The following is a 24739-nucleotide window of genomic DNA, read 5'->3' on the forward strand; positions in this document are numbered from 1 at the left end:
CTTCGCTTGCAACCCGTTGGGTCTTTTTGCGCAATCGGGGAGAGAGCCTCGCTGTATCCGCTTCTAGCGCAATCGTTGCGGAGGCAGTAGCGCCTCCTTGTCCCAACGATTGCACACCACGAAGCGGGCGAGGGGCGGTATGCACTTGCGTGCTACACATTTTATGTGATTTTTGCTGCGCAAAAATGGCAGAATCTAAAGATTTAGAATCTTTAGATTCTGCTTAGGCATCGTGCTTGCGCACGCACTATTATTGATATTTGGCAAAGCCTTGCACAAAGTTTTTTGAAGCAGTAGATTCTGTAGATTGCTTAGAATCTAGGCTCGGTTTATAGAAAATGCGCTAGCCCAAGGGGCGTTCCTGACGTGCTGACACCAAAAAATCACAGAATCTCGCATTTAGATTCTATGTATGCACGCGCAGCGGAGGGGTGGGAGGCTCTGCCTCACGCCCCGATACCAAGTTTGTAAAACAAACTTGCATAAAATGATGGGCTCGCGCAGCGGAGCGAGCGGAGATTCACTCTCCGCGAGCGGCAACAAGTTTTTGCCCTAGCAAAAACTTGCATTAAATGACTAGAAAGCTTTGGTTTATAGAAAAGGTGCTAGCCCAAATCGCGTTCCTGACGCGATGACACTAGGCAATTACAGAATCTCGCTTAAAAACGCCGTGTATGTTCGCGCAGCGGAGCGAGCGGAGATTCACTCTCCGCGAGCGGCAACAAGTTTTTGCCCTAGCAAAAACTTGCATTAAATATATGGAATCGTTTTTGCTGAAGTCTCGCAAATACAAAAGACAAAAGGATTTGGTTTGAGATTATGGATAGCAGCTTGTGCGCTTGGTGTGCAGATTTTGGGCGCGGTGAGTGCGGGGGACTATCTCCTGATGGGTAAGCCGCGCGGGCATTTCTCAATCTACTACCAAGATATGACAGATAAGCGATCCAATTTCGCTGATGTCAATGTGTCTGTGGGCTACGATTCTCCCGTGAGCACGAGTGGGATTAGCTTTGGCGGATCGTTTTGGCTAGCGGCGCGTATGTATGAGCACCAAAGAGGGGATTTTGACTCGAGTAAGAAGGATTTTATCTGGACAGAGGGCTATGTGCGCTATGACAATAATGAGCGTTTGAGGCTAGAGGCTGGGAGATTTTATGCCAATACCGAGTGGATTAGATACTACAATCAAGGCGCGCGCCTAGACTTTATGCTAGCACCCAATCTCATACTCAATGTGATGTGGGTGAATAAAAACGCGTATGTTACCAACTATCGTATGTCTGAATACCGCAATCCCTTTGACACAAGCGGAGTGTTTTATGGTGCGATAAGGCTTGGAGTGCCTGAAGCACCGATGCAAATTATGCCCTATGTCTATGCCGCGCCAAACTACTTCACGGCTTTTGGGATAAAGATTAATCTCGAAAAAGATTTAATCGGGGATTCTGCGTTTTATACAAATGTCCATCTACTCTCATACATAGGCAAAAACCAAGTCATAGAGCAAAGCCGCACCGATGGGGATAGCGGGTTTGTGTGGCTTGAGGGGGGCATTAAGTGGGCTGGTGTGAAGCTTGGTGGGGGGCTTATCATCATCTCTGAAAAGGGCACAAGCGGGATCGATGCCTTTGGGCAGAGCACGTATTTTGAGCGTAGAGAGGGGCTCTTTTATGCCGATGCAAACACCTTCTATGGCGTATTAGAATACACATTCACAAACCATATCGTTTTAGAATCTGCTATCCGCTACACCAGTATCGATGTCAAGCAGATTTTCAACTGGGAGGCAAATGCCCGCTTTGCCGCCGCGCCAGGTGTGTGGGTGGGCGGTGGATTGATAGGTATGCTCAATAACGCAAATATCACGCTTGATGATTATATTTTTGCAAGTGATGGGAGGAATTATCTCCTAGGGCGCGTGTTTATGCAATACAATTTTTAGCGAGGTTTAAAGAGGTGGCGTGATGAAGGGGATTTATTTTTTTTGGTTGGTGTTTTGCTTTACGCTGTATTGGATTTATTATCTCTATGATGCGTTTTTGATGAATCTCCTAGTCGCGCTCTTGCTTTGTATGGCGACTTTTGGGCTTAGGAATATGCTTTTACAATATGTGAGATATGAGCTTTTGGCGGCATTATTTAGCACTATTATCTTAGTGCTCTTTTTGATTGTGCCCGTGGTGTTTGTGTTTAACTCCCTCATTGCGCTTATCCAAGGCGCGGATTTGGCTGGGTTTAATAATATCATCGATACGCTAAAGGGCAGAATCCTAGAGTGGAGCAGCGATGTGCCCGAGATTCAGACACGCCTCAAAGACGCGTTAAGCAAGATTTCTGGCTCTGAGATTTTTTCATATATACTTAATTTTAGCTCGATTATCGGGAGGAGGAGCTTGGAATTTGTCATCGATACGGGCTTTATCGTGGTGTTTTTGTTTTTCTTTTATTTTTATGGAGTGCGTTTGTATGCTTATATGCTCTCGCTCATTCCCTTTGAGAGGGGGCAGGTGCAGGGTGTTTTTGACGAAGTGCTAGGCGTGCTCAAAGTGGTGTGCTATACTTCAGTGATTAATGTCGTGCTGCAGGGGCTTAGCTTTGGTGTGGCAATCGCGTTTTTTGGGTATGATGGGATTTTTTTTGGGGTGCTCTATGGGTTTTGCTCGCTCATTCCGGTGGTGGGAGGCTCGCTGGTGTGGATTCCGCTCGTGGGGTATGAGCTGTTTTTGGGCGATTACAATGCCGCGCTTTTCATCGCGCTCTATAGCTTGATTTTCATCGCCTTTGTGATAGATAATCTCGTCAAGCCGCTTATCATCAAGCTTATGACGACGAAGATTCTCAAGGCGTCGTTGCAGATCAATGAGATGCTTATCTTTTTTGCCATTTTGGCGGGATTGAGCGCGTTTGGATTCTGGGGGATTGTGCTAGGACCTATCATCACCGCGCTTTTTATCGCGCTTTTGCGTGTGTATAAAAAGATAATTTTTCCATTTAGGGAGGATTTTGAGCGCAATGCTATGAAAAATTAAGCATTGCTAGGCTAGAATTGAGCGTTAAACTAAATTTTGAGAAGGGTAGTTGGAATGAGAGTGAATCTTGACAATATGGACTTTGGCGAAGAGGAGAATTTTGCGCAGCTCTTAGACGCACGCGAGAAAAACACCACAAGTGGCAGCTTGCAGATAGGTAAGATTATACAGATAGATACAGACAGGGATTTGGCGATGATAGCACTGCCTTATAGCAAGCTCGAGAGTATGCTTTCTCTAAGCGAGATTAGGGGCGAGGATGGTAATTTGCTCTTTAATGTGGGCGATGAGATCGAGCTCTATACAAGTGGGAGCGATAACCGCCCATATGTGTCCTACACAAGAGCACAAAGAAGCAAGAAAATCAAGCAAAAGATCGAGGAGCTAGCAGGGAGCTATCAGGATAAAGTCATCGAAGCCAAGGTGCTCAAAAGGAATAAGGGCGGCTATGTGATGGATTATGATGGGGCGGATGTGTTTTTGCCGCGCAGAGATTCTGCGTTTAAAGAAGGCGCGAAAGTCGAGGGCAAGACATACAAAGTCGCCATCACACACATAGATCCCCAAGAAAACTCAATCATCGTTTCTCGCAAGAGATTTTTTGATATCGATAAGAGCACCAAAAAAGAAGTGGTGGAGAAACTGCTCGCTGGCGATAGAATCTATGAAGGCGTGGTGAAAAAAATCGCGTCCTTTGGGGTGTTTGTGGATATAGAGAATGTAGAGGGGCTCGTGCATTACACAGAGATTAGCCACAGGGGCGTGGCAAACCCTCAAAAGAGCTTTAGTCTCGGGCAGCAAATCAAAGTGAAGATTCTAGGCTATGATGAGCAAAAGCATAGATTATCACTCTCTGTGAAGGCTTTGAGCGAAGATCCGTGGAAAGAAGTGGAAAAAGAGCTAGAGGTGGGCTACACTATCAAGGTAACGGTGAGCAATATCGAGGAGTATGGCGCGTTTGTGGATTTGGGGAATGATATCGAGGGGTTTTTGCACATTTCAGAGATCTCGTGGGATAAGAATATCAAGCATCCCAGCGATTATCTCAAAGTCGATCAGGAGATTGATGTGGAGATTATCGAGATCGATAGCAAAAATCGTCGCCTACGCGTTTCACTCAAAAAACTTACCCATAAGCCCTTTGCCGCTTTTGCTAAAGAGCACAAAGAGGGCGATGTGCTAAAGGGCAAAATCGTAACCATCACGGATTTTGGTGCGTTTGTGAATATCGGCGCGGTTGATGGACTGCTCCATAATGAGGATATATCGTGGGATAGGGGTATCAAGGCTAGAGATGTGCTAAAAGTGGGCGATGAAGTCGAGGTGAAGATTCTAAAAATCGATGTGCAAAATGAGCGCATTTCTCTTAGCAAGAAGCTTTTGGGAGATTCTCCAGCAGCTATTTTTGGCAAGGCGCATCGTATTGATGAGATAGTGGAAGGTGAGCTTTCAGAGATCAAGGACTTTGGGATTTTTGTCAGGGTTGATGGCAATGAAGTGCTTATCAAAAATGAGGATATCCCCCAAGAGATGAAAGAAACGCTAAAGGTGGGCGATAGCGTGCAGTGCGTGATTTTCTCTATCGATGAAAGGGCTAATAGAATCCGTGCTTCTATCAAGCGCTTGCAAAAGCAGCAAGAAAAAGAAAGTTTGCGCGCCTTTAATGAAGCGAGCGAGCAGAGAATGACGCTAGGAGATAAGATAAAAAACCAAATGTAGGGATAAAGAGGTATGAAGCAAATTCTCACGATATTTGTTTTTCTCTTTAGCCTCGGGGTACTAGCTAGCGGGGCTTTTATCGTGTATCAAAAAACCGAGCTTATACGCTCTCCCTCTGTTGGCTCTAAGATTGCGGATAATGTGCAGATGAGTGAGATCGAGCATAATGATATGTGGCTTAAGAGCTTCCCCCCCTCTTCTAACGAGTCGTTTCAGTATCCCGCCACAGAGCTATTTGTGAAGTTTGACTTTGCCAAAAATCCCCAAGAAAATGCGATGAGAAGTATCGAGATCAAGGACTTAGACGAGTATAAATATTTTTGTGTCGCGCAGGTGCTCAAACAAAACAAGCTTGAAAGCACCTATTACAAAAGTGGCGATGTGCTACGCCTTATGGTGTTTATCGATAATGATGTGGTGTTGCAAAAGTTTCTCAACGACTTGCAATACTACAGAATCCAATACATTCTCAACTGAAGTGTTATATAATAATCCAATCTTTGATGTAAGGAGTGTGAAATGGCGTTAAAAATCGTGGTGTGTGATCATATCCATCAGAGTGGTTTGGATCTTTTGCAGGCCCAAAATGATATTGCGTTTGAAAATCTAGCGTCTTTGCCCAAAGATGAGCTGCGCAAGGCTATCAAAGATGCCGATGTCGTGATCACGAGGAGCTCGACGGATGTCGATGAGGCATTTTTGGAGCACGCACAGAATCTAAAAAGCATCGTGCGTGCGGGCGTGGGCGTGGATAATGTCGATATCCCAGCTTGTAGCAAAAAAGGCATTGTGGTGATGAATGTCCCCACGGCAAACACAATAGCAGCAGTGGAGCTCACGATGGCGCATCTTATTAGCAGCGTGAGAAACTTCCCCGGAGCAAATCAGCAGCTCAAAAATGAGCGCAAATGGAAGCGAGAGGATTGGTATGGCACTGAGCTAAAGGGCAAGAGCTTGGGGATTATTGGTTTTGGCAATATCGGGAGCAGAGTGGGCAAGAGAGCTAGGGCGTTTGAGATGGAAGTCATCGCCTATGATCCCTATATCGACGCTTCTAAGGCAATCGATGCGGGTGTGCGCTACACAAGCAACTTCGAGGATATTTTGGGGTGTGATATCATCACCATCCACACGCCCAAAAACAATGAAACCAAAAATATGATCACTGCCAAAGAAATCGCTAAGATGAAAGATGGCGTGATCCTCATAAACTGCGCGCGAGGCGGGCTGTATAATGAAGAGGATTTGTATGAGGGCTTACAAAGTGGCAAGATCCGATGGGCGGGGCTTGATGTGTTTAGTAAAGAGCCGGCAATTGAGAATAAACTCATTGATTTGCCAAATGTCTATGTAACGCCGCACATAGGTGCCAATACCCTAGAATCTCAAGAAAAAATCGCCATAGAAGCTGCCCACGCCGCGATAGAATCTGCGCGCGGCTCAAGCTATCCTAACGCACTCAATCTCCCTATCAAAGAAGTGGATTTGCCCAGTGCTATCAAGCCCTATTTGGAATTGACACAAAAGCTCTCTTTTATCTGCGCACAGGCAAACAAGGGCGCGTTTAGATCGCTAGAGATCACGGCATATGGGGAGGTAAGTCGCTATGGAGATTCACTAAAGACTTTCGCGCTCGTTGGCGCGCTAAGTGCGAGCTTAGGAGATCATATCAATTATGTAAATGCTCCGTTTGTGGCACAAGAGAGAGGCGTGGAAGTGAAGTTTGTGGGGCAGGAGCTCTCCCAAACTTACAAAAATCATATCAAAATCACTCTAAGCACGCAGCAAGATGTCTTTAGCATTGAAGGTGCGGTGTTTGAGGAAAAATATTTGCGTATTACCACGATTAATGGCTTTGTCTTTGACATTGAGCCAACGGGCAAGATGATACTCTTTAGGAATACCGATGTGCCCGGCGTGATAGGAATGGTAGGAAACACGCTCGCTAAGCACAAAATCAATATCGCGGACTTCCGCCTAGCGCGCAAGGACAAAGAGGCTCTCGCAGTGGTGGTTGTCGATGATGATGTTTCTGTAGAAGTGTTGCAAGAATTGGAATCTATCCCTGCGTGTCTAGGGCTTAGGTATGTCGTGATTTAGGGGATTTAAGAGCGATGAGCGTGCGCAATCAGTATATTGAGGATATCACCAAGCGTAGTCTTAGGGAGGTTTTTGCTGCATTTATCAAGGCAGAATCTTTTAGCGGGATTTTGCTCTTTTTGTGTGCGGTGTGTGCTATGGTGGTGGCAAACTCGCCATTGTCAGAGTGGTATTTTTGGCTTTGGAATGAGAATCTAGGCATTAGCTTTGGCGAGCATTTTTATGGCTTTAGTGTGCATCATTGGATTAATGATGTCTTAATGGCAATTTTTTTTCTTATGGTGGGCTTAGAGATTAAGCGCGAAGTGCTCTTTGGCGATTTATCAGGATTCAAAAAAGCTGCCTTTCCCGTTATAGGCGCACTAGGGGGTATGGTAGTCCCTGCTCTTATTTATTTTAGCCTCAATGCCGGCACGCCATCATGGCACGGATTTGGGATCCCTATGGCGACAGATATTGCCTTTGCGCTTGGGGTGATTTTGCTCCTAGGTAAGCGCGTCCCTATGGCGTTAAAAGTGTTTTTGGTAACGCTTGCGGTGGCAGATGATTTGGGGGCTATTATTGTGATTGCGACGGCGTATCCCTCGCCCGAGGGCTTGCATTTAGCGTGGCTCGTAGGGGCTGTGTGCGTGGTGGGATTTTTGGTATTGCTCAATAAGCTAGGCGTGCGCAGCCTTGGCGTGTATCTTAGCGTGGGCGTGCTGCTGTGGTTTTGTGTGCATCATAGCGGCATACACGCGACTATCGCGGCAGTTGTGTTGGCATTTTGCATTCCTATTCAGCCAAAGATTCAGAGCGGGGATTTTATCGCCCTGCTTGAGACATTGCCACAAAACTTTAAGAATCTCGACAAAACTCATCGCACAAACGCGCTGCTCACCAATGAACAAGTCCATATCGTAAGCACTCTAGCCAAAGATTCACTTGAAGTGCAAAACCCGCTTTTGCGCCTTGAGCATGCGCTGCAGCCCATTTGTGCGTATGGCATTATGCCGCTTTTTGCGTTTGCAAATGCGGGGGTGGATATACGCGGCGAAGTGAGCTTTGGGATCGATCACATTATGCTTGGTGTGTTTTTGGGGCTTGTGGTGGGCAAGCCCGTGGGGATATTTCTCTTTACCTTTATATGCGAGAAACTCGGCATAGCGGCGCGCCCACAAGGCGTGAGTTGGGGGCATATTTTTGGTGCGGGTATGCTAGGGGGCATTGGCTTTACGATGTCGATTTTTGTCTCAAATCTCGCCTTTGAAAGTGCGGATTCTCAAGATGTGGCAAAAATCTCAATTTTGCTTGCTTCAAGCGTGGCAGGGGTGCTAGGCGCAGCGTTTTTGGCATTGCAAAAAAGCAAGAATGCTTAGCTTATTTTTGCGGAGATTTAACACTTTACAAAGCTTTTTTAGCCTACAATCGCACTTCTAATTTTTCACCGAAAGGATTGTTATGGATCAACAAGCACAAGCAGCGCAGCAAGCAGGAGGCTTGCAAGAAACCCTTATAGGTTTGGCACCGATTTTATTTTTCATCGCCCTCATTTATCTCCTCATCATTCGTCCGCAAAACTCAAGGCGCAAGAAGCACCAAGAGATGATTAATAACCTCAAAAAAGGGGATAAAATCATTACAACAGGCGGCTTGATAGTCGAGGTGGTAAAACCTGAGGAGAATTTTTTTAGCGTTAGACTTAATGACGATACGATAGTAAAGCTTTCTAAGGAATTTGTGGCGTATAAACTCGATGAGCAAGAAACAAAATAACCTAAAGTTGTTTAATGAAAAAGGCTTTTAATTATCGTTTATGGACACTTATTCTCGTAGCGATTATAGGAGTTGTGCTGAGTATCCCCTCCGTGTTTGATACACCCGGGCGCAAGGTTACCCTAGGGCTTGATTTACAAGGTGGGCTTAATCTCCTCCTAGAGGTTAAAACCAATGAGGCGATCAAAGCGCGGCTTTCCTCCCTAGCTTCAAGTATCGCCTATGAGACTAATGATAAGAAGATTTTGATAGATTCTGTAAGGATTGCAGAAGATCGCATCGTCTTTGAGATGTTTGATAGAAAGGAAAAGCCCCAGATAGAGCAGATTCTCTCAAAATACGAGGGCTTGAGCGTGGTTGAGCAAAATAATGTCTTTAGCATTGCCTTTACTCAAGAAGAGATCCCCAAAATAGAAGAAGATGCGATAAATCAAGCCATTAGCACGATTAGAAAGCGGCTAGATATTTTTGGCTTGCAGGAGCCAAGCGTTACCAAACGAGGGAAGCAAAATATCCTCGTGGAAGTGCCGGGCAAAAACACGCCAGAGGAGGAGGAACGCCTGCGTGCTCTCATCTCTAAGCCCTCGCATTTGCAGTTTATGGCAGTGGATGAGGATCGCAATGCGCGCGTGAATCTGATGAGTGAGAGTGAGGCGGAGAGCTATGGCGATGTGATTTTACCCTTTGCCCAAGATGAGGGCGAGGGCGCGCTGCTGCTTGTCAAAAAGGTGCCTATTTTAGATGGTTCTGCGATTTCTAGTGCTTCGCCTGCGCGCGATAGCAATGGCAAATATGTAGTGAATTTCACGCTCAATTCCGACGGAGCCCAGCAGTTTGGGAATTTCACGGGCAAAAATATCGGTAAAAGGCTTGCTATCGTGCTTGATGGCAAGGTGTATTCTGCTCCTGCAGTGCGCGCTAGGATAAGCGATAGCGGGCAAATAAGCGGAAACTTTGACAAAAACAGCGCGGCGGATTTGTCCATCACGCTCAAAAGTGGCGCGCTCCCTGCCTCTATGGAGGTTATCGAAAAACGCGGCGTGGGTCCAAGTCTAGGAGCGGATAGTATCAAAGCCTCACTTATCGCGCTTGTGAGTGGCTTTGTGATGGTGGTTGTCTTTATGGTGCTCTATTACAACATTGCGGGGCTTATCGCTGTGGGCGCGTTGTTTGTCAATATCGTGTTAATCATAGCCGTTATGTCGCTATTTGGAGCCACACTCACGCTGCCGGGTATGGCGGGGATCGTGCTCACTGTGGGTATGGCAGTCGATGCAAATATCATCATAAACGAGCGCATTAGAGAAGCCCTGCGGCTTGGCAATACTATCGCTAAATCCATAGAGATAGGCTATGCAAACGCCTCGCGCGCGATATTTGATTCAAATATCACGACACTTTTGGCAGCGCTTTTGCTCTATGCCAATGGCACGGGCGCGATACAGGGCTTTGCGATTACTTTGAGTTTGGGGATTGTGGCTTCTATCCTCACAGCCATTGTGGGCACACACGGGATTTATCTCGCGCTTTTGTCAAGGCTTGCCAAAACTCACAATCTCCATCTATGGTTTGGGATTAGCAACGATAGCATTGGTTCAGACAAATCCCCAAAGCCATCGCGCAAGAATATATAATAGGGGTGCGTTATGGAAGTCTTTAAAAAAATAAAAGTCTATGACTTTGCCAAATACAGCTCTTATGGGCTAATCCTCTCTGCTATTTTGTGCATAGGTGCTGTGGCATTGATTGTGATTAAGGATTTTAAGCTAGGTATTGACTTTGCGGGTGGGAGTATCGTGCAGATTCAATACGATACGCAGCCACAGGCTCCCATACCACAGATTCGGGAGATTCTCTCGCGCTATGAGACTTTTAAGGGTTTTCAAGTCAGTGAGTTTGGCTCGCCAAATGAAGTGCTTATCAAACTTCCTTTGGTGGAAAATCCCCAAGGCTCGACATTGCAAATGGTGCAAGAGATTCTAAAACCCACAGGGGAGTTTAGCATACGACGCAATGATGAGATAGGAGCAAAGGTTGGCGATGAGTTTAAGCGCAAGGGGATTTTGTCGCTTGTGCTTGCGTTTGTGGCGATGATGGTGTATATCTCGTTTCGCTATGAGTGGAGGTTTTCGCTAGCGGGCATTATGGCATTAATTCACGATGTGATACTCGCCTCGGCAGTGGTGATTATCGCTGATATTGATTTTAATCTCGAGGTGCTTGCCGCGCTTTTGACGCTCATAGGGTATTCCATCAATGATACGATTATCATCTTTGATAGAATCCGCGAGCAAATGCTCTCAAAGCGTATGAGTGATATGCGCTATGTGATTAATGAAGCAGTCTCGCGCACGCTTTCACGCACGCTGCTCACTTCCCTCACGGTGTTTTTTGTCGTCTTGACACTCTATCTCTTTGGCGGGGAGATTATCAAAGGATTTTCATTGCCTATGCTCGCTGGCGTGATTGTGGGGACATATAGCTCTATGTTTGTCGCTCCGCGCTTGGCTCTTTTGTTTGGCTTTAGCCTCGAGGAGTATTACCAAAAAGAGATGAAAAAGCTCAAAAAACAAGAGGAAAAGAAGCGATTAAGAGCTATGTATGAAAATGGTAGAGTGTAGATTCTAAAGGGGTATGGTATGAATTGGGGCAGAGTGTTTTTTGTATTTTTTAGTATGTTTGGCTTGACGCTTAATGTGGTGTTTTTGTATGAAAACAATGTCATCATTTTGTTTTTGGCAGCTTCGGTAAATTTCGTGTGCGTTACGCTAAGGATTGGTGTCAAAAGCTCCCTATCGGCAGAGATTCTAGCGACTTTGCTTGTTGGTGTGCTGCACCTTGTGGCCGGCTTTATTGTCTTACAAGTCTTTGAATCTCTGCATTTGGCGTATGCGATTGTGCTGGGTGCGGTGGTGGCAAACGCCCTATCGCTGCTCCTATTGGTGCTTGAGAGCGTCAAGGACAATCAAGAGGATATATAAGGGGCGTGTATGGAAAAAGAAGTGTTTCGCAAAAAAATTTATAATCCAGAAAGCACCGAGAGCGTGAATGAGCGCAAAATCTTTGGGGGCGATCCCACGAGTATGTTTGATCTCAACAAAATCAAATATCAGTGGGCTTACACTCTATGGAAAAAAATGCTCGCCAACACTTGGTTCCCTGAAGAAGTGAATATGAATGCCGATAAGCGCGATTATAACGGCGGGCTCACACCACAAGAAAAGCTCGGCTATGATAGGGCACTCGCACAGCTTATCTTTATGGATTCGCTGCAGACAAACAACCTCATAGACAATGTCAATCCCTATATGACAAGCCCAGAGATTAATCTCGTGCTTGTGCGTCAGGCGTATGAGGAGGCACTGCATTCTCAAAGCTATGCGGTGATGGTAGAATCTATCTCGGCAAACACCGATGAGATTTATAATATGTGGCGCGTGGATATGCAGCTACGGCGCAAAAACGACTATATTGCAAATGTCTATCTCGATCTTGCCAAAAACCCCACAGAGCACAATCTACTCAAAGCAATGTTTGCCAATCAGATTCTAGAGGGGATTTATTTTTATAGCGGGTTTTGTTATTTTTACACCCTCGCACGTAGTGGCAAAATGCTCGGGAGCGCGCAGATGATACGCTTTATCCAACGCGATGAAGTAACCCACCTCGTGCTTTTCCAAAATATGATTAATTCCGTGCGCAAAGAGCGCGACGATCTCTTCACAAACGCTCTCAAAGAAGAAGTGATAGAGCTCTTTAGAAAAGCTGTGGAGGTGGAGAGCGCGTGGGGAGAGTATATCACGCAGGGGCAGATTCTGGGGCTTACAAGCGAGATTATCGGGCAGTATATCCAATACCTAGCTGATAATCGTATGCACAAAGTGGGATTGCCTAAGCTTTATAATGTCTCACACCCCATCAAATGGGTGGATCAGTTTAGTAGCTTTAACGATCAAAAAACAAACTTTTTTGAAGCTAAGGTGACAAATTACGCAAAAGGGAGCATAGATTTTGATGATTTCTAAGAAACTATACGCACTGCAAGTAAAAATCGGGACAGACTTTGAACTGAATCTAAAAAAGGTGCTCACGCTCTTAGAGCAATGCCAAGAAGATTCTATCATTTGCACGCCCGAGGTGGTGTTTAGCGGGTTTGCCTATCAGCGTATGGAGGAAGCCGCGGAGTTTGCCAAACTCGCTACGCAAGCACTCCTAGAGGCTAGCAAGCACCACACGCTTATCACAACAATGATAGAAAAAAACCATCAGCATTTTTTTAATAATCTTAAAGTGTTTCATAAGGGCGAGCTCATCCATAAGCAATCCAAACACAAGCTTTTTACTCTAGGCGATGAGCAGCTGCATTTTCAGGCTGGGCTAGAAGATGAGATCGTGCCTTTTTATGTGGATTCACTCAAATGTGCGGCGCTAAATTGCTTTGAGCTGCGTTTTATTGATTTGTGGAAGCGCGTGCAGGGGGCGGATATTATCTTTATCCCCGCGCAATGGGGCAAGCAGCGCAAGGATCAGTTTGAGACGCTTTGCAAAGCCCTAGCGATCGCTAATCAAAGCTTTGTGGTGGCAAGCGATGGGGCAAATGAGACGATGGCAAGGGGCAGTGCTGTGATCACGCCCTATGGCATAGTGTATAAAAATGACAAAAAAGAAATCATCTCGGCTCAAGTGGATTTGCACGAGACTTCTAAAATGCGCAAATACATACAAACTGGCATACCAATCAATCTCTAAAGGGCGTTGATGTATGCAAACACAAAAATGGTGGCAGAGATTCAGAAGTGTGTCAAGCTCTCGCCATCAGTGGCTAAGGCTTTAGGCAGCGTGGATAGGGCGTTTTTTGTCCCACCGAGCTTGGGGAGTAGAGCCTATAGCCTCGATCCTCTGCCCTTAGAAGATTCTCAATGGATTAGCTCGCCGCTCACGGTGGCTATTATGAGCGAGTCTTTGCTAGCTGAGGGCGGGGAGAGCGTGCTAGAGGTGGGCTGTGGGAGTGGCTATCAGGCGATGGTGCTCTCCCATCTTTTTAAATATGTCTATACCATAGAGCGCATTGAGCCGCTGCTCATCGAGGCGAAGCGCCGCTTTCATCTGCTCAATGCACACAATATCTTTGCGAAATTTGATGATGGGCAAAATGGCTGGATTGAGCACGCGCCCTTTGATGCGATACTCTTTAGCGCGTGTGCGAGGGAGATCCCGCCAGCACTCATAGCCCAGCTCAAAGAGGGCGGCATACTGCTTGCACCGATATTTGATGAGAGCAATGCAGCAGGGCAGCGCATCACGCGCTTTGTCAAGCAAAATGGCGTTTTGGGCACGCCTTTAGTGATCACACAATGCTCATTTGTCAATGTGTGCAATGGCATCGTGCCCTATCGCACACAGGGGGCGTGAGCGTGGATTTGGGCTTAAATCTCGCAGTGTTGGGAGCGTGTTGTGTGTTTGTGCTGTGTGGCGTGGGATTTACTGCCTTGTGTATGCGTCGTTACCTGCACTTTTCCATTGCGTGCTCTAGTGCGCTTTCCTCTGTGGCTAATCTCGCCTTGCTCGCCTTGGTGCTCTCCCTGCAACCTAGCCCATTTATAGAATCTATAGCCCCCAACAGATATCAGATTTTTCACAATCTCCTCATTTACCTCTCGCTTTCCGTGCTTTTTGTGATGGCATATCTTGATTATGTGTATTTGGCACTGCCAGATTCTGTGTTGGTGGTGTTTTTTGTCCTTGGGTGTGCGTGTGTTGCGAGTATCGCTATGCCTGCTAGCTTTATCTGGGCGCACATACGCGATGCGTTAGCACTTATGGGCGGGGCATTTGCCTTGGGGCTTTTTGGCGAGATTGTGTTTAAAAAACCCGTGCTAGGCGAGGCGGATATCATCGTGCTTGGTGGCATTGGGCTTGTGTTTGGAGTGTTTTTTGCTCTTGTGAGCGTGTTTGTGGCGAGCTGCTTGGTATTAGCTATCGCATTTTTTTATGCCCTCATCTCAAAGGCGCGCCCTCACGCCATTGCCTTTGTGAGCTATCTTTTTGTAGGGGTGCTCATAACCTATGTTGGGGATTTGCATACCCTAGCGTGGGCGGCACTTTATAGCGGAGCGTGGTATGTTTAAGCGATATATGTTTTTGTCGTTTTCGCAACTCTTTTTTCCATTTTTTTTGGTGTTGCTTTTTATCGCCTCGGTGGTGCTTATCATCAGCATTGCGGGGCGGACTTATGTCGTTAAGATGAGCTTTTTGGACTTGTTCGCGCTTTTTGCGTATTCTCTGCCCGGGAGCGTGTTTTTTATCATCTCCATCACCTTTTTTGCTTCCCTCACGCTCGGGATTGCGCGGCTCTCATACGAGTATGAAATGATGGTGTTTTTTGCACTAGGGATTAAGCCCTTAGATATTCTCAAGGCTTTTTTGCCCATTACCATTATTGCCACTTGTATTTTGCTCGTGTTTTCGCTCGTGCTCGTGCCGCTTTCTAATAGTGCTTCTAAAAACTTCGTGGCAAAAAAACGCGCGGATATCGATGTGAATCTAAGGGCTGGCGAGTTGGGACAAAAGCTCGGGGAGTGGCTTGTGTATGTCGATGAAGTCAAGGATAGAAAATACAAAAATCTCATTCTTTATTCCCAAGACAAAGATTCTGAAAGCTTTGTGATCGCCCAAGATGGCAGGACGAGAAACCAAAATGGGCTTTTTGAGCTTTTGCTAGAGCGCGGCGATGTGTATTTCGCTCAAGACAATGAAATACGCAAGATAATCTATGATCATATGAATGTGCGCCAAATCCTTGGTGAGCCGCAACTAAGTGGATATGATCTGCTTAGCTATTGGCAGGAGGCTTTTGAATACACTATCACTTCTTTGCCACGCAAAGAGATTCCTTCAGGTGTGCGATCTAAAGAGCGCAAAATCTCTCAAGCGATTTTAGTCTCGATATTCCCGCTTGTCTCGCTGTTTTTGGCACTAAGCTTTGGGATTGCTAATCCGCGTTTTAAATCCAATATGTCGTATTTTTATGTGATTGGGGCTACGACTTTGTATTTTGTGATGGTGCATATCGCCTCGGAGCATTTTCCGTTTTTAGGCGTGGTGTGTATCCCTATGTTATGGCTTTTGCTCTCGTATTGGCTGTATGCAAAAACCATCAAGCGTTATTATTAGAATCTCACTATGAGGATTTTGGCAAGGCTCGCTTATGATGGCAGTGCCTTTAGCGGGTTTGCGCCCCAAAAAGAGCGCGGTATCATCAGCGTGGCGGGCAGGCTTAGAGAGATTTTAGGGAGCGTGGGGATAGATTCAGAGATTTTGGCTGCTGGGCGCACGGATAAAGGCGTGCATGCCACCGCGCAGATGGTTAGCTTTGATGTGGCGCGGCTGTGGGATTTGGGGCATTTGCGCACGCTTTTAAACAAAAAGGGCTACCCGCATATCTTTTTTGTATCCTTGCGCTATGTGAGTGAGGAGTTTCATCCGCGATTTTGCGCGCTGTGGCGATCCTACCGCTATATCGTGAGCTTGCACGCACCAAAGCCTTTTATCGCGCGCTATGTGAGCTATGAGCGATATGGGGAGCTTGCTAGGGTGCGTGAGGCTCTAAGCCTTTTTAGAGGGCGGCATAATTTCGCGCTATTTAAAAAGCAAGGCACGCCTAGCAGAGACTGCGTGCGTGAGATTTTGCAAAGCTATGTATATAGGTATGATGATTTTTTGGTTTTGCATTTGCGCGCTAATGGATTTTTGCGCGCGCAGGTGCGGCTAATGCTAGGCGCGGCGTTTAGCTATGGGCGTGCAGAGCTATCAAAGCAGCAGCTACAAGCCCAAATCGATGCTAAGATTCAGAGCTACACAATGCCCCTAAGTCCTAATGGCTTGTATCTGTGCGGGGTTGGCTATCCTACTTTGACTCATCGATGAGCGTATCGACGATATTATCGAGTGGCGCGAAGATTCTATGGAGCATTTTAAAGGGCGCATTGATCACATCTTCTAGGAGGCTCACTTCGGTTTTGGGGTTATCGAGATTGCCCGATACGATGATATTCGTCGTTACCTTGCCATCATTGCCCAAAATCACATAGCCCACAATGGGGATATTTGAGAGGATATTTGAGAGTGCTTTCATCGTGCTTGCCTTAAGCAGCAAGTCTATCGTGCGCTCTTTTAGGTTGATAAGCCCATTGCCGCTAATATCAATCGCAGTGCCGATGAGATTAATGGATTCAAACCCCAAATACTCATCATTCATAGAAAATAAAAAACTCCCTTGTTTTATCTCATAGCCATCGTTGCTAAAACCGGGCTTTTTAAACATAATGAGCGATGGGATCGTGTCGATAAGCCCTATAATATTTTGCACAATCGCAAAGTCTTTAAAAGTCGTGTTTTGCACGCGGACTTCGCCCTGTAAGATTCTGTCTTTGAGTATGCCTGAGAAGTCAAAAAGCCCTCCGGAGAAAAGACGCTTAGAAAGCACTTGGTTGATAAAATTTGAGCTAAAGTTATCAAGCGTGATATGTGCCTCGCCATAGGCGATATTGATATCTGCGATCCCGTTGCCATAGGCGGCGTTGGCGTTGATTTGCTTATCGCGCATAGTGATGGTTGCAGAATCTGTGGGTATGATAAAGTCCCCATACAAAATATCCATACCATTAGATTCTAAATACAATATATGTGGCGTGATATGGTGCTCGCGCTCAAACTTGCGCTTTTGGGCTATGAAGGTTTTGCGCCTAGCGATCTCTTCTGGTGTATAAGCCTTGCTCTCGCCCTCTTCGTGAAAAATCTCATAGAGTATGGGGATCTTGCTCTCCATCAAATGATCGACATCGAGATTGTAGTCATCAAACACGAGCGATATGGTGTTGTGCCGCTTTTGGAGCTTAATGTTTTTGTCTTTGGTGCTAAGGGAGATTTCATCGGGATTGATGAGCCCTTCGATCTCTAATGCGCTAAGCACTTGGTTGTTTTTGTCATAAATGGGGTAGTTGAGATTTTCTAGCTTGGCTTCTAGGGCGATGGCATTTGATTGCTGGGGCTGGCTATGGAGCGTGAGATTACCCTTTTTGATACCAAAGTATTGCAGGATTGGGGAGTGCGGATAGAGGGAGGCGATACTCGATAGGGCGATATGCAGCGCAGAATCCTGTCTAATAGCAAGCGAGAGCTCGGGAATGGAGAGGCTTAGCGTATCGTCCCTAAAACTCCCCTCAAGCGTGATGGTGCGCAAAGGGTGGGATTGGGGGAGGGGGTGTGAATCTAGGGGCGTGTGAGAATCTAGCTGAGCGTTTGGGTGAGTAGATTCTGTATTTTGGACTTGCTTAAGTGGCGGGATTTGTAGGATACTTGGGAGCGTGGAGGTGTTTTCTTTGATGATGACTTCCACGATGCGCTTAGTCATAGGATCGCTAGTGTCTATGTCTTTAAGATTTGGGTATTTTAGATGTGCGGGGAAAATCTTAGAAGGTAGCAAATCGGCGTGCAAAATCGCAAAGTCGCCCCGCAGTGTGTGGTTGATCGCGTCTATATCAAAGATAAGCTGCGTGGAGAGGATATCGGCGTATTTGGCGTGCGAACTCGTGATAGAGATAAGGCATTTTTTATCGCTTTCAATCTCGAGCGTGGCTTGGATATCTTGCGCAGAGATTGGCTGCCCAAAAAGCGTGAGATTGGTATTTTTGCCCTTTATCGTGCCTTTTAGGTGGGGATGTAGCGTCTCGTGATCGAGCTTAAGAGTGAGATTTAGGGCTGTTTCTAGCGGGCTTTGGGTTTGCACAGGGAGGCTAATGCCGATGAGATCGTGCAGGAGGGCTAGGAGTGGTTTATCGAGCGTGAGCTGCTTGCTGCGTAGCTGTACAAATACCTCTAGCGCGCGGTTGATGGGGAGCTTTATCTGCACGGCAGAGCCACTAAGATCGTAGCCTGCAAAACTCGGGGATTTAAAGGCGATATCTAGAGCTTTGTTAGAGAGGTGCAAGCTCGCGCTTGGAGCGAGGATTGGCGCGGTGTTTGGCTCGAGGTAGATTTTGGGATTTTGGATAGAGAGCGAGCCTTGCATACTAGAGAGGAGATGGGGGATAAGGTTTTTGTTAAAGGAGGTTTTGAGCGTGAAATTTGTGAGCTGCACGGATTCAAAGCGGATTTTTTCAAAAAGCCACGATTCTAGAGTTTTGTTTTCTAGGAGCGTGATATAGGGCTTTAAAAATCCTATATCGCCTAGGCGCGAGGAGTTGAGCGTGAGCGCGGCGGTTTTAAAATCCGTGTTGCCCGTGATTTGCACATAGGCTGGCGTGTTGGTGTCTTTGGCTAGGATTTTGGTATGGGAGATTCTAAGAGAGTGGATATCAAGCGATTTTTTGCTGATGTGGTATTGCACATAGCCCTCGATTTTGAGTGAGAGCTTAGGAATGGTAAGGGAGTGAATCTCTAGGGCGATGTCCTTGCTGCTTTGGGCGGTGTTTAGGATCGCGCTAAAGTGTGGATCATAAATCCTATAATCTGAGCCATCATACAGAAGCGTGCGCTGCGTGCCATCGGGGAAAATCGCCTCGTGGATATTAAAAGTCTGAAAATAAGAGAGCACCCAAAAGATATTTTGCACCCAATCCACTACAGAATCTACGGACTCTTCAAGGCTCTGTGCGATGTCATATGTCTCGTCTTCATCCTGTGCGAATAGCCCGCTTTGGGAAAGATCGATTTTTTTGATATCCACGATAAATTTATTTTCTAATTTGAGATACAATCCCTCGATTTTGACAAAACCAAGGGAAATGCTTTGGTTGTAAATGCCCTCATTGAGGATTTTATACCCCAGAAAACAAAGGACAAGAGTCGTGGCACAAAAGACAAAGAGACTAAGAAGAGTTTTGTATGTGGGATTTGGTTTGTTTTTTGCTGCGTGCTGTGGGCTCATACTCTATCTCACTACTCCTATTGTGATGCCTCAAGTGATACATGTGCCAAAAGGCTCAATAAAGTCTATTATAACATATCTCAACGCCATTGAGGGGATTCCAAGCGATCAATTTGGCAGGCTCGATGCGCTTGTGATGCGGTTTGTGGGGACGCCACAGAGCGGGTTTGTGGATTTGGGCGTGGCAAATCCCACGCGCCTAGAGTTTTTTCAAAGACTAAGCACCGCCAAGGCAGCTACCAAAGAGATTACGCTCATTCCGGGCGAGACGTTACACTTTTTTGTGCAAGATGTGGCGCGAGTGTATGGGCTAGATTCTCAAAAACTCCAAGAAGCCTATGAGAGGTATTTTCATCTGCCTGAAGGTGTGATTATCCCAGAGACTTATAAGCTCCCAATGGGCTTAGATGAAGATGCGCTAATGAAGCTCCTAGCACAAATATCGTATAAATGGCACGAGGAGAGTGCCACAAAGCTTTTGGGCGCATACGATAGGGATCAGTGGTTTTATTATGTCGCCATCGCCTCTATCGTGCAAAAAGAGGCGGCTAATATCGAGGAAATGCCCATCGTAGCGGCTGTAGTGTTTAATCGTTTAGAGCTTGGTATGCCGCTGCAGATGGATGGCTCGCTCAATTATGGAATCTACTCGCACCAAAAAATCACGCCAGAGCGCATACGCAACGACTCTCATCCGTGCAATACCTACAAGCACAAGGGTATCCCCCCCTATCCTTGCACGAGCGCGAGTATCCAATCCATCAAAGCTGTGCTAGAGCCTGCGGATGTGGATTTTTTGTATTTTGTGCGTAACAAAAACGGCACACACACATTTAGTAAAACCTATCAAGAACATAAGAACAATTTTTGATAGAGTTTAACAAATATTTAACTTTTTATCTTTAGATTTAGAGTTTTCTTTAGAGAATGCGTGATTTGCTAAGTAAGAGAGATTTTATACAAAATGTAACAAATCCTTTTGCTTTTTTGCAAAATTACACATTTTTTAAACGAAAAGGGATAATATTATCAGATTAAAATTTTAAGGAAAGGAAGAGGAAATGGGACTAAAACAGGCTCCAGCAAACACTCCGGTTTGGATCGATGAGACGAGGTGTAAGGCGTGTGATATTTGTGTATCGCTCTGTCCAAGCGGCACATTGGGTATGAGGAAAGATGAGCATAAGATTCTGGGCAAAATCATCAGTGTGGCGCACCCAGAGAGCTGTATAGGCTGCTATGAGTGCGAGTTGCATTGCCCAGATTTTGCGATTTTTGTCGCGAGCAAAGAGGAGTTTAAGTTTGCCAAACTCACTCCAGAATCTAGAGAGCGCGCCCAGCGTGTCAAAGACAATAAGTTTATGATTGTTGATTAAGTTACATAAGGAGAAAGAATGCGAGAGGTTATTACAGGCGGAAACGAGTTGGTAGCGCAGGCTGCGATTGATGCGGGCTGTATGTTTTTTGGCGGGTATCCTATCACGCCTTCAAGCGATATTGCTCACGAGATGAGTGTGAATCTCCCCAAGGTTGGCGGGAAGTTTATCCAAATGGAAGATGAGATTGGGGGCATTTCAGTGGCGCTTGGGGCTGCGATGAGTGGGAAAAAGGCGATGACTGCGACTTCAGGTCCGGGTATCTCGCTCAAAGCCGAGCAGGTGGGCTATGGGTTTATGGCAGAGATTCCCTTAGTGATAGTCGATGTGATGCGCGGGGGACCTTCTACGGGCTTGCCCACACGCGTTTCACAGGGCGATCTCAATCAGGTAAAAAGCCCAAGCCACGGGGATTTTTGCTCCATAGCTATTGCTGTTGGGAATCTCAACGAAGCCTACACGCAAACCATACGCGCGTTTAATCTCTCCGAAAAATATATGACGCCAGTGTTTTTGCTCCTCGATGAGACGGTGGGGCATATGCACGGCAAGGCACTTATCCCCGATTTGGAAGAAGTCAAAAAGATGGTTATAAATCGCGAGGAGTTTAAGGGCGATCCCAAAGACTACAAGCCCTATGGCGTGCCTCAAGGCAAGCCCGCGGTGCTCAATCCATTTTTTAAAGGCTATCGCTACCATATCACAGGACTTCATCACGGACCTACGGGATTCCCCACGGAGGATGAAGTGCTCTCTCAAGAGCTCATCGATAGGCTTTTTAGCAAGATTGAAAATAATGTCGATGATATCGTGGAGTATGAAGAATATCAGCTCGATGACGCGCAAGTGGCGATCATCGCGTATGGTTCAGTGTCTCTAGCGGCTAAAGAGGCGATCAATGCACTGCGCAAAGAGGGCAAAAAAGTGGGTATGTTTAGACCCATAACGATTTGGCCTAGCCCACAAAAGCAGCTCCAAGCTCTGGGCAAAAAAATCGAGAAGATTCTCGTTATAGAGCTTAATAAAGGGCAGTATCTACACGAAGTAGAGCGCGTAATGCAGCGCAATGTGGAGTTTTTGGGCAAGGCAAATGGGCGAAGCCTCTCGCCTCAAGAAATCATCAACAAAATACAGGAGCTATAAGATGGCATTTAATTACGAAGAATATTTGCGAATGGACAAAATGCCCACACTTTGGTGCTGGGGCTGCGGCGATGGCGTGGTGCTCAAGTCTGTGATTAGGGCGATAGATAGCTTGGGTTGGAAAATGGATGATGTGTGTATCGTAAGTGGGATTGGGTGCAGCGGGAGATTCTCATCGTATGTGAATTGCAACACCGTGCATACCACACACGGCAGGGCGCTAGCGTATGCCACAGGAATTAAGCTCGCTAATCCAGATAAAAAAGTCGTCGTGATCTCGGGCGATGGGGATTCTATGGCTATTGGTGGCAATCACACAATCCACGCCTGCCGCAGGAATATCGATATCAACCTCGTGCTGATTAACAACTTCATCTACGGCTTGACAAATTCCCAAACTTCCCCCACGACGCCTAAAGACTTTTGGACGGTTACTGCGCAATATGGCAATATCGATCCGAGCTTTGATCCTTGCCAAATCGCGATGGCAGCGGGAGCGAGCTTTGTGGGTAGAGAATCTGTCATCTCTCCTAAAAAAATCGAAAAACTCCTTGTAGAGGGCTTTAGCCACGAGGGCTTTAGCTTCTTTGATATCCATAGCAACTGCCACGTGAATCTCGGGCGCAAAAACAAAATGGCTGACGCCACAAAAATGCTCCAATGGATAGAATCTCGCCTCGTATCCAAAAACAAATTTGACACGCTAAGCGATGAGGAAAAAGTCGGAAAATTCCCAACTGGCGTGCTCAAGCACGATACAAGCCGCATAGAATACTGCAAAGCCTATGATGGCGTGATCGCCAAAGCGCAAGCGAAGGGAGGACATTAAGATGGAATACCAACTTCGTTTTACCGGTGTGGGCGGACAGGGCGTGCTGCTAGCGGGGGAGATTCTCGCAGAGGCTAAGATAAAAGATCACGGCTATGGTGTCAAAGCCGCTACCTACACTTCTCAAGTGCGCGGCGGACCCACAAAGGTGGATATTTTGCTCGATAGCGAGGAGATTTTGTATCCGTATGCCAATGAGGGCGAAATCGACTTTATGCTCTCCACTGCGCAAGTGAGCTACAATGCCTTTAAAGGCGGTGTCAAAGCGGGTAATATCATCGTCGTGGAGCCAAATCTCGTAACCCCAAGCGATGAGGACAAAAAGAAGTTTAGAATCTATGAAATCCCCATCATTACCATCGCCAAAGAAGAGGTGGGCAATGTCGTAACGCAGTCTGTCGTAGCACTCGCAATCACGGTGGCGATGACAAAATGCGTCAATAGAGATCTTGTCTTTGAGACTATGTTAGAAAAAGTCCCAGACAAAGTCAAGGATCTTAATAAAAAGGCTTTCGAGCTAGGCGAGAGATACGCAATGCAAGCGTTGGGATAGAATCTAGCGCATTGATGTTCCCGTTTATCGATCTTGCTAAGATCAACGCGCGCTTTGATTTGGAGCGTGCGTTTGGCGCGTTTGTGCAGCGTGCGCAATACATTCAAGGCGAGGAGAGCGCGAGCTTTGAGCACGAGTTCGCCGCGTATTGTGGCTCTAGGCACTGCATAGGCGTGAGCAGCGGCTCAAGCGCGCTTTATCTTATCCTAAAAGCCTACAAGCAGCTAGGCAAACTCCGCGATGAGGACGCCATCATCGTCCCTACCAACACCTATATCGCAAGCGTCTTTGCTATCACCCAAAACAACCTCACTCCCATTTTTGCCGAGCCTAGTGCGCGGGATTTTTTGCTCGATGTCTCTAGGTTAGAATCCCTCCTCACACCGCGCGTTAGAGCGATTATGCCCGTGCATTTGTATGGGCAGCTGTGCGATATGCAGGCAATCAACGCCTTTGCCAAAGCGCACAATCTCCTCGTGATTGAGGATAGCGCGCAGGCACACGGGGCGTATGTGCGAGATCCCCACACGCGAGCGGGCGCGTATGGCGATGCGGGCGCATTTAGCTTCTATCCTGCCAAAAACCTCGGCGCGCTCGGCGATGGCGGGGCGATAACGACTGATGATGATGAGCTCGCCCTCACGATTAGATGTCTTGCCAATGCCGGAAGCGTGAGCAAATACACGCACACGCTTGATGGGATTAATGCGCGGCTAGATTCACTCCAAGCCCTCGTGCTGCGCGCCAAATTGCCGCTTTTAGATTCTGATAATGCCCACAGACGCGCCATAGCCGAGCTTTACGCACGCTCAATTAGTCATAGCGAGATCATCCTACCGCATTTTCGCACCTCCAGTCCGCATTCGCATGTGTGGCATTTGTTTGTGATACGCACCAAGGCACGCGAGCGGCTGCGCTCATACCTAGCGCGCAATGGCGTGCAGAGTATTATCCACTATCCCACTCCTGTGCATAAGCAGCAAGTCTATGCGCGCTACAACCACCTAGAGCTACCCATTGCGCAGATCTTGCAGAGCGAGATTCTAAGCCTACCTATAAGCCAAGTCCAGAGCTTTGCACACACGCAAAAAATCGCCGAGATTCTCAACGCTTTTGTAGGCTAACACCACAGAGTTCGCACCCACTAGAGATTACAATGTAGTTTTACAATCCCGCTTCAATCCCCTCGGCACGACTTTTCTCACAAATTCCCGCTAATGGGATTGGAGAATCTTACTTATAAAATCTAGATTCTGTGTTTGCGGGTACTCGGTTTTTTGCGATTTTTTAGGGAATCTACGCTTAGAT

General features: G+C 46.6%; 25 protein-coding genes. 24 read left to right on the forward strand and 1 reads right to left on the reverse strand.

The features are described 5' to 3' along the window. From ACH2BK_RS00005 to truA, 18 genes are all read left to right on the forward strand, one after another. Nucleotides 1–227 (forward strand): hypothetical protein (locus tag ACH2BK_RS00005; protein WP_395001616.1); only part of this gene is annotated, 227 nt, incomplete at its 5' end. Between the two features lie 359 nt (nucleotides 228–586). Further along, the gene (locus ACH2BK_RS00010; RefSeq protein WP_395001617.1) at nucleotides 587–754 is read left to right on the forward strand and encodes a hypothetical protein; all 168 of its coding nucleotides are present in this window, start codon (nucleotides 587–589) and stop codon (nucleotides 752–754) included. 57 nt (nucleotides 755–811) lie between these two features. Continuing rightward, complete coding sequence (locus tag ACH2BK_RS00015) at nucleotides 812–1942, forward strand: Opr family porin (RefSeq protein ID WP_395001618.1); 1131 nt, start codon at nucleotides 812–814, stop codon at nucleotides 1940–1942. 22 nt (nucleotides 1943–1964) lie between these two features. Further along, the gene (locus tag ACH2BK_RS00020; protein ID WP_395001866.1) at nucleotides 1965–3029 is read left to right on the forward strand and encodes an AI-2E family transporter; all 1065 of its coding nucleotides are present in this window, start codon (nucleotides 1965–1967) and stop codon (nucleotides 3027–3029) included. 54 nt (nucleotides 3030–3083) lie between these two features. Next, nucleotides 3084–4748 (forward strand): 30S ribosomal protein S1, encoded by a 1665-nt coding sequence (locus ACH2BK_RS00025; protein WP_394996369.1) that lies wholly within the window; start codon nucleotides 3084–3086, stop codon nucleotides 4746–4748. A gap of 12 nt (nucleotides 4749–4760) precedes the next feature. Then, nucleotides 4761–5225: a hypothetical protein gene (locus tag ACH2BK_RS00030; protein ID WP_394996367.1), complete on the forward strand. Its 465-nt coding sequence runs from the start codon at nucleotides 4761–4763 to the stop codon at nucleotides 5223–5225. A 42-nt stretch (nucleotides 5226–5267) separates the two neighbouring features. Beyond that, nucleotides 5268–6848 (forward strand): phosphoglycerate dehydrogenase, encoded by a 1581-nt coding sequence (serA, locus tag ACH2BK_RS00035; protein WP_395001619.1) that lies wholly within the window; start codon nucleotides 5268–5270, stop codon nucleotides 6846–6848. Nucleotides 6849–6862: 14 nt separating this feature from the next. Continuing rightward, nucleotides 6863–8206, forward strand: coding sequence for a sodium/proton antiporter NhaA (gene nhaA, locus ACH2BK_RS00040; protein ID WP_395001620.1), 1344 nt, complete (start codon nucleotides 6863–6865; stop codon nucleotides 8204–8206). An 82-nt stretch (nucleotides 8207–8288) separates the two neighbouring features. Beyond that, nucleotides 8289–8603: a preprotein translocase subunit YajC gene (yajC, locus tag ACH2BK_RS00045; RefSeq protein ID WP_394996357.1), complete on the forward strand. Its 315-nt coding sequence runs from the start codon at nucleotides 8289–8291 to the stop codon at nucleotides 8601–8603. A 14-nt stretch (nucleotides 8604–8617) separates the two neighbouring features. Further along, nucleotides 8618–10237, forward strand: coding sequence for a protein translocase subunit SecD (gene secD / locus ACH2BK_RS00050; RefSeq protein WP_394996354.1), 1620 nt, complete (start codon nucleotides 8618–8620; stop codon nucleotides 10235–10237). A gap of 12 nt (nucleotides 10238–10249) precedes the next feature. Then, the gene (gene secF, locus ACH2BK_RS00055; protein ID WP_394996352.1) at nucleotides 10250–11224 is read left to right on the forward strand and encodes a protein translocase subunit SecF; all 975 of its coding nucleotides are present in this window, start codon (nucleotides 10250–10252) and stop codon (nucleotides 11222–11224) included. 18 nt (nucleotides 11225–11242) lie between these two features. Beyond that, the gene (locus ACH2BK_RS00060; protein ID WP_394996349.1) at nucleotides 11243–11584 is read left to right on the forward strand and encodes a DUF6394 family protein; all 342 of its coding nucleotides are present in this window, start codon (nucleotides 11243–11245) and stop codon (nucleotides 11582–11584) included. Between the two features lie 9 nt (nucleotides 11585–11593). After that, nucleotides 11594–12628: a ribonucleotide-diphosphate reductase subunit beta gene (locus tag ACH2BK_RS00065; RefSeq protein WP_395001621.1), complete on the forward strand. Its 1035-nt coding sequence runs from the start codon at nucleotides 11594–11596 to the stop codon at nucleotides 12626–12628. Continuing rightward, on the forward strand, nucleotides 12618–13352 hold the full coding sequence (locus ACH2BK_RS00070; RefSeq protein WP_394996344.1) for a carbon-nitrogen hydrolase family protein: 735 nt from the start codon (nucleotides 12618–12620) through the stop codon (nucleotides 13350–13352). The genes ACH2BK_RS00065 and ACH2BK_RS00070 overlap by 11 nt, the downstream gene beginning before the upstream one ends. Before the next feature lie 9 nt (nucleotides 13353–13361). Then, complete coding sequence (locus ACH2BK_RS00075) at nucleotides 13362–14015, forward strand: protein-L-isoaspartate(D-aspartate) O-methyltransferase (protein WP_394996341.1); 654 nt, start codon at nucleotides 13362–13364, stop codon at nucleotides 14013–14015. After that, on the forward strand, nucleotides 13976–14731 hold the full coding sequence (locus ACH2BK_RS00080) for a prepilin peptidase (protein ID WP_395001622.1): 756 nt from the start codon (nucleotides 13976–13978) through the stop codon (nucleotides 14729–14731). Before ACH2BK_RS00075 ends, ACH2BK_RS00080 begins: the two co-directional genes overlap by 40 nt. Further along, the gene (locus ACH2BK_RS00085) at nucleotides 14724–15776 is read left to right on the forward strand and encodes an LptF/LptG family permease (protein ID WP_394996337.1); all 1053 of its coding nucleotides are present in this window, start codon (nucleotides 14724–14726) and stop codon (nucleotides 15774–15776) included. Before ACH2BK_RS00080 ends, ACH2BK_RS00085 begins: the two co-directional genes overlap by 8 nt. A 9-nt stretch (nucleotides 15777–15785) precedes the next feature. Further along, nucleotides 15786–16529: a tRNA pseudouridine(38-40) synthase TruA gene (truA, locus tag ACH2BK_RS00090; protein WP_394996334.1), complete on the forward strand. Its 744-nt coding sequence runs from the start codon at nucleotides 15786–15788 to the stop codon at nucleotides 16527–16529. Here the strand turns inward: truA and ACH2BK_RS00095 are convergent. Further along, complete coding sequence (locus ACH2BK_RS00095; protein ID WP_395001623.1) at nucleotides 16510–19530, reverse strand: AsmA-like C-terminal domain-containing protein; 3021 nt, start codon at nucleotides 19528–19530, stop codon at nucleotides 16510–16512. The two genes, truA and ACH2BK_RS00095, sit on opposite strands and share 20 nt — an antisense overlap. A gap of 43 nt (nucleotides 19531–19573) precedes the next feature. On the opposite strand from ACH2BK_RS00095, the gene mltG reads away from it, so the two are divergent. From mltG to ACH2BK_RS00125, 6 genes are all read left to right on the forward strand, one after another. Beyond that, nucleotides 19574–20401 carry an endolytic transglycosylase MltG gene (mltG, locus tag ACH2BK_RS00100; protein ID WP_395001624.1) on the forward strand — a complete coding sequence of 276 codons (828 nt, stop codon included), beginning with the start codon at nucleotides 19574–19576 and terminating at the stop codon, nucleotides 20399–20401. A 190-nt stretch (nucleotides 20402–20591) separates the two neighbouring features. Then, on the forward strand, nucleotides 20592–20906 hold the full coding sequence (locus tag ACH2BK_RS00105) for a 4Fe-4S binding protein (protein ID WP_394996326.1): 315 nt from the start codon (nucleotides 20592–20594) through the stop codon (nucleotides 20904–20906). A gap of 18 nt (nucleotides 20907–20924) precedes the next feature. Continuing rightward, the gene (locus tag ACH2BK_RS00110) at nucleotides 20925–22049 is read left to right on the forward strand and encodes a 2-oxoglutarate synthase subunit alpha (RefSeq protein ID WP_394996323.1); all 1125 of its coding nucleotides are present in this window, start codon (nucleotides 20925–20927) and stop codon (nucleotides 22047–22049) included. A gap of 1 nt (nucleotide 22050) precedes the next feature. Next, nucleotides 22051–22878: a 2-oxoglutarate ferredoxin oxidoreductase subunit beta gene (locus tag ACH2BK_RS00115; RefSeq protein ID WP_394996320.1), complete on the forward strand. Its 828-nt coding sequence runs from the start codon at nucleotides 22051–22053 to the stop codon at nucleotides 22876–22878. 1 nt (nucleotide 22879) lies between these two features. Beyond that, complete coding sequence (locus tag ACH2BK_RS00120) at nucleotides 22880–23431, forward strand: 2-oxoacid:acceptor oxidoreductase family protein (RefSeq protein WP_394996318.1); 552 nt, start codon at nucleotides 22880–22882, stop codon at nucleotides 23429–23431. Nucleotides 23432–23445: 14 nt separating this feature from the next. Then, complete coding sequence (locus ACH2BK_RS00125; RefSeq protein ID WP_395001625.1) at nucleotides 23446–24555, forward strand: DegT/DnrJ/EryC1/StrS family aminotransferase; 1110 nt, start codon at nucleotides 23446–23448, stop codon at nucleotides 24553–24555. Nucleotides 24556–24739 lie beyond the last annotated feature (184 nt).

Origin of the sequence: uncultured Helicobacter sp. (assembly GCF_949282165.1) — a bacterium.
Taxonomy (GTDB): domain Bacteria; phylum Campylobacterota; class Campylobacteria; order Campylobacterales; family Helicobacteraceae; genus Helicobacter_F.